The organism is Thermoplasmata archaeon (assembly GCA_035632695.1).
Taxonomy (GTDB): domain Archaea; phylum Thermoplasmatota; class Thermoplasmata; order RBG-16-68-12; family RBG-16-68-12; genus RBG-16-68-12.
In genome coordinates this window covers 1-4,805 of the sequence record DASQGG010000162.1, presented here as the reverse complement: position 1 = coordinate 4,805, position 4,805 = coordinate 1, and the positions used below count along the sequence as shown (strand labels likewise).

5 protein-coding genes are annotated in these 4,805 nt (G+C 69.6%); 4 read left to right on the top strand and 1 reads right to left on the bottom strand.

The features are described from left to right. Positions 1-391 (top strand): NUDIX hydrolase (locus VEY12_10135; protein HYM40476.1); only part of this gene is annotated, 391 nt, incomplete at its 5' end. Between the two features lie 61 nt (positions 392-452). Continuing rightward, entirely contained in the window at positions 453-1,712 is a 1,260-nt protein-coding gene (locus tag VEY12_10130) for an MFS transporter (protein ID HYM40475.1), read from the top strand. Between the two features lie 25 nt (positions 1,713-1,737). Here VEY12_10130 and VEY12_10125 read toward each other — a convergent pair whose 3' ends face one another. Further along, positions 1,738-3,072 (bottom strand): RnfABCDGE type electron transport complex subunit D, encoded by a 1,335-nt coding sequence (locus VEY12_10125; protein HYM40474.1) that lies wholly within the window; start codon positions 3,070-3,072, stop codon positions 1,738-1,740. A 179-nt stretch (positions 3,073-3,251) separates the two neighbouring features. On the opposite strand from VEY12_10125, the gene VEY12_10120 reads away from it, so the two are divergent. Beyond that, positions 3,252-4,220 carry an arginine deiminase family protein gene (locus VEY12_10120; protein ID HYM40473.1) on the top strand — a complete coding sequence of 323 codons (969 nt, stop codon included), beginning with the start codon at positions 3,252-3,254 and terminating at the stop codon, positions 4,218-4,220. After that, the coding region (locus VEY12_10115) for a polysaccharide deacetylase family protein (protein HYM40472.1) at positions 4,217-4,805 on the top strand (589 nt) is incomplete at its 3' end. The genes VEY12_10120 and VEY12_10115, both read left to right, overlap by 4 nt.

Sequence of the window (4,805 nt, the reverse complement as noted above, 5' to 3'; positions counted from 1 at the left end):
CCTGGACGGCAAGGTCGTGCTCCCCCACGAGTACCGCCACGGACTCGGCCGGATCGCGGTCGCCCTCCCGGGGGGCACCGCGGAGAACGGGGAATCCCCGGAGGCGTGCGCCCACCGCGAACTCCTTGAGGAGACGGGGCTGGTCGTAGGCAAGCTCATGCACCTCTACTCGGGCAACAGCCTCACGGGCTACCTGAGCGGCACGCTCCACCTCTTCTTCGCGAAGGACTGCAAGCCCACGGGACGGGCTCCGGACCCCGAGGAGGTCGAGTCCCTGCTGTACCTCTCGCCCACCCAAGCGCTGGACCGCGCGCGCCGAGGCGAGTTCGAGTCCACGAACCTCGCGCTTGCGATCCTCCTCGCGGACGCCCGCGGCTGGCTCGTCGGCTGATCTGCGCGCCCGGGTACAGCAAGTCCAGAAGGGTTATCTCGCAACGCCGGTTGCCGCGCGCGTGGGCGCCGTGAATGACGTCGAGACCCGGGTCCGGCGGTACTACGCGTTCGAGATCCTCGTCGCCTTCCAGCTGTGGAGCCCGTTCTGGAGCCTCTGGCTCTTCGACCGCCTGCACAACGACTACTTCCTCGGGACGCTCGTGGACGTCGTCTTCTGGATCGTGAGCCTCCTCGTCGCCATGCCCACGGGCGCGTTCGCGGACCGATACGGCCGCAAGAGGGCCGTCGTGATCGGCGTTGGGATCTGGATGGTGGGCATCGTCCTGTTCGGCCTCGCCGGCGACTTTGCGAGCTTCGCCCTCGCGAACTCCGTGTGGGCGTTCGGCGCGGGATTCCTGTGGGGCGCGGGCTCGGCGTACCTCTACGACACGCTCGTGGAGGTCCACGCGGAGGCGCGGTACCCGAGCGTCAGCGGCCAGGTCGCCATGTACGCGTTCCTCGGGACGGCCCTGGCCTCCGTGTGCGGCGGCGTCATCGTGGCGAGCACGGGCGGCCTGAACCTGCCCCTGGTCCTGTACGCGATCCCCGGCGCGGGGGCGCTGATCCTCGGCCTCAGCTTCCAGGAGCCCTCCGTCCCGCGCGAGCCCGAGCCCGACCTCCTCCGCCAGGTGGCCGCGGGCTTCCGGAGCGCGGCGGGCAACCGCCAAATCGTGCTCGTGATCGTGTTCCAGCTCATCGTGGGCTTCGTCACGTACATGATGGGCTTCTTCCGTCCGCGCTTCCTGGACCAGGTCGTCCAAGGCAACTTCGCCCTCCTGGGCGCGATCTACGCGGGATTCTTCCTCATCGCCGCGCTCGCAGGGCGCACGGTGGGCCGACTCCTGGAGCGGTTCGGGGAATCCGGCGGCCTGATCGTGGTGTTCCTCCTCGTCTACCCGCCCTTTGCGCTGATCTACCTGGTGGCCCAGGGGTTCTTTGCGCCCAATCTCGCGCTCGTCCTCGGCGTGCTCACGCAGATCCCCGACTACATCTTCTGGGGCATCGAGTCGCCGTTGATCACGACGATCATCAACCGTCGGGTCGCCTCGAACGACCGGGCCACGGTCCTCGCCATCAACTCCTTCTTCGGCACGCTCGTGATCGCCATCGCCGAGCCTGCCGTCGGCCTAGCGGCGACCGCGTACAGCTTCGGGACCGGCCTCGGGCTCGCGGCCTTGGCGGCCGCGCTCCCCTCGGCGCTTGTGCTCGTCAGCTACCGCCGGAGCGAGCGCTCGACCCCGCAACTCACCCCGGCCGCGCAACCCGCGCGGGACCGCTGACGCCGACCCGTCGACCGCCCGCGGATCAGCCGCTGCAGCCCATGACCGCGTAGTCGTCCCCGTTGAACTCCGCGAACCCGTAGTCCTCGTAGATGTTCGTCTCCGTCACGGTCGCGCGGTTCACCGGATCGTAGAAGACCACGGTGCCCGAGCTCGTGTCCGCGGACAGGATCACGGAAGGACCGAGCCGCTGGTGGAGGAACGAGGCCACGTCCGAGGGGACGCTCGGGTTGTCCGTCGTGCAATTGTTCGTGGCGGTGACGTTTCCGACCGCGACGGGCAGGCTCGGCCGGACGGCCGTGAAGTGCGTGGTGGACGGGGCGTTCATGGCCAGGGCCATCCCTCCGAGGAGGACGACCACGAGGGCTCCGGACACGACGCGTCGCGGCGTGGTCCACTCCGAACGGGTTTCCACGACGACCCGCTGGTGCCGTCGGCGGGCGCGCTCCCTCTTGGAGGGCGTGCGAGACGGGGATCGCGTCTTGGTCTCCACGGGCGGCGCCTCCGCCGCGCGGGATCGGCGGAGGGCGACCGCGATCCCATTTCCGACGAGCAGGGCGACGAGCGGTGCCAGGCTCGGGAGGACGGCCGGGAGGATCCCCGTGGCCACGCCGACCGCGAGCCCGAAGATCCAGCGGTCCGTCGGACGGACCACGGACGTCCGCGGCTCCGGCACCATGAAGAAGCCGAAGAACAACATCGCGGGATCGAGCGCGCCGAGGAGGAGGACCTGTGGGGAGGTCACCTCGCCGAGGATCAGGTTGGCCAAAACCGAGAGGACGCCGTAGGACACGAAGAACGCGAGCGGGACACGCCAGGAGCCTGGCGTGCGGAGCGTGAGGACGACCCCGAGGACCACGACGAGCCACATGCCCACGGAACCCCACCAGGACGGCGCGAGGCCGAAGAACAGGGCGCCCATGAGGACGCCGGCCGCCGCGGGATTGAACACGGGGCGGTCCTGGAAGCGGAGGACGTGGCGGAGGGCAATCGCGGCCGAGGCGACGCCCACCGCCTGGAGGAGTGGGACGGTCGGGGGCAACAGGAGCGCGAGGAGGAGGCCCGTCGCGATGGCCGCGTCGGGGGCGCGGATCTTGTGGAACCGGAACATCTGGAACAGAAGGTCCGTCTCCACGGCCAAGGCCGGAAGCGCGATGAGCGGGACGATGCCCTGCCCTTGGAGCGTGAATGCGATCGCGTAGACGCCGAGGAGGAGCAGTGAGATCCACAGCAGGCGCGCGGGCCGCGGCAGCTTTGCGAAGAGCCGCACGGACCTGCGCCGGAGCCTGTCCACGAGAGGCGGCTCTCCTGCGACCTCCAGCGAGGCGTCCTCCGTTTCGCTCCCCTCGGGATCGGACACGCCGCTGAAGCAGACTCCCGTCGTTTATTACACTTTACGAGCGGTGCGCCGGGGAGACCAGGGGGGACGCCGGGCTGCAGACCGGTCACGGATGCGCTGCACCGCCGGCGCGCACGAGAGTCCTCCCCTCGCCACCATGACCATACCTTGAAGCCGCGCGGGCCGACTCCCCGGACCGGATGGACTTCGGGTTTCCCGAGCACGGCCGGTTGCGGCGGGTGCTCATGCATGCGCCCGGTCCGGAACTCGACCGCATCCGGCCGGCCTCCTACGGCAGGTACCTGTTCGAGGACGCCGTGGACCCCGTGGCGTTCCGCCGCCAGCACGAGCACCTCGTGGATGCGCTCCGCGGCGAGGGCGTCCAGGTCGCCCTCGTGGGCGACGTCCTGCGCGGCTCACCCTTGCTGGAACGAACGGCCAGGAGCCCGAACCTGGTGTACACCCGCGACACGACCACCGTGATGCCTGGAGGCGGCATCCGCATGGGAATGCGGAGCCCGGTCCGCCGCGACGAGCCGCGGATTGTCGCAGCCGCCCTCGAGCGCCTAGGCGTACCTGAGGTCCTCCGGATTCGGGCTCCGGCCACCCTGGAGGGCGGCGACCTGATCTTCGCGGACGCGGGGACGCTGCTCGTCGGGGTCGGGAACCGGAGCAGTCGGGCCGCCCTGCACGAGGTGTGGGCGTACGCGCAGACCCGCGGGCTGCGCACCATCGTAGCGGTTCCTCTGCCCAACTGGGCCATCCACCTCGATGGAACGATGATGATCGCGGACGAGGACCTTGCGATTGTCCATCCCGCATCCCTCCGCGCTCCCGCCCTTGTCCACGAACCCGGGAGGCCTCCCAAACGGGTGCCGCTCCTGTCCCTGCTCAAGCGGCGCGGATTCCGGTTCGTCGAGGTGACCGCCTACGAGCGCCAGCGCCGCGCGACCAACGCGATTACCCTCGGCCCGCGGAAGCTCGTCGCCTACGGCGGCCACGCACGGGTGCGCGGACTCCTCGCCGAGGAGGGCGTCGACCTCATCGAGATCGACGGATCGGAGCTCGTGCGGGGCGGTGGAGGACCCCGATGCATGACGGCGCCCCTCGAGCGGGGCGGGACCTCGATGGACAGCCGATCGACCGGGGGCGGAGGGGACGAAGCATGAAGGCTAGACGCGTGGACGCGAAGATGCGCGTCGCGCTGACCTTCGACGTGGATGCGGAGAGCGCCCAGGTGCGGGAGACGCCCAACCTGCCGGTCGCCCTGTCGAAGGGCCGGTTCGCGCGAATCGGCGTGCCCCGGATCCTGGACCTGCTCGACAAGTACGGGATCCGTTCCACGTTCTTCACGCCCGGGTGGACCGCCCAAGCCTACCCCGAGATGCTCCGGGACATCGTTCGGCGGGGTCACGAGCTTGCGGCGCACGGCTACCTCCACGAGCACTTGGCCGAACTCGACGTTGACGCGGAGCGAAAGGTCCACGAACGCTCCGTCTCCATCCTCGAGGCATTCACCGGGCAGAGGCCCCGGGGATTCCGGGCGCCGTACTACGAATGGAGCGAACGCACGCCTGGGATCCTTCGGGAGCTCGGGTTCCGCTACGACAGCAGCCGGATGGATGACGACGAGCCCTATCGCATCGACGATGGACCGGCGGCAGGACTCACCGAGCTCCCCGTCGAATGGTTCCTGGAGGACTGGGTCTTCTTCGAAGAGCAACGCCAGCCGCCTAGCGCCGTTTTGGAGACGT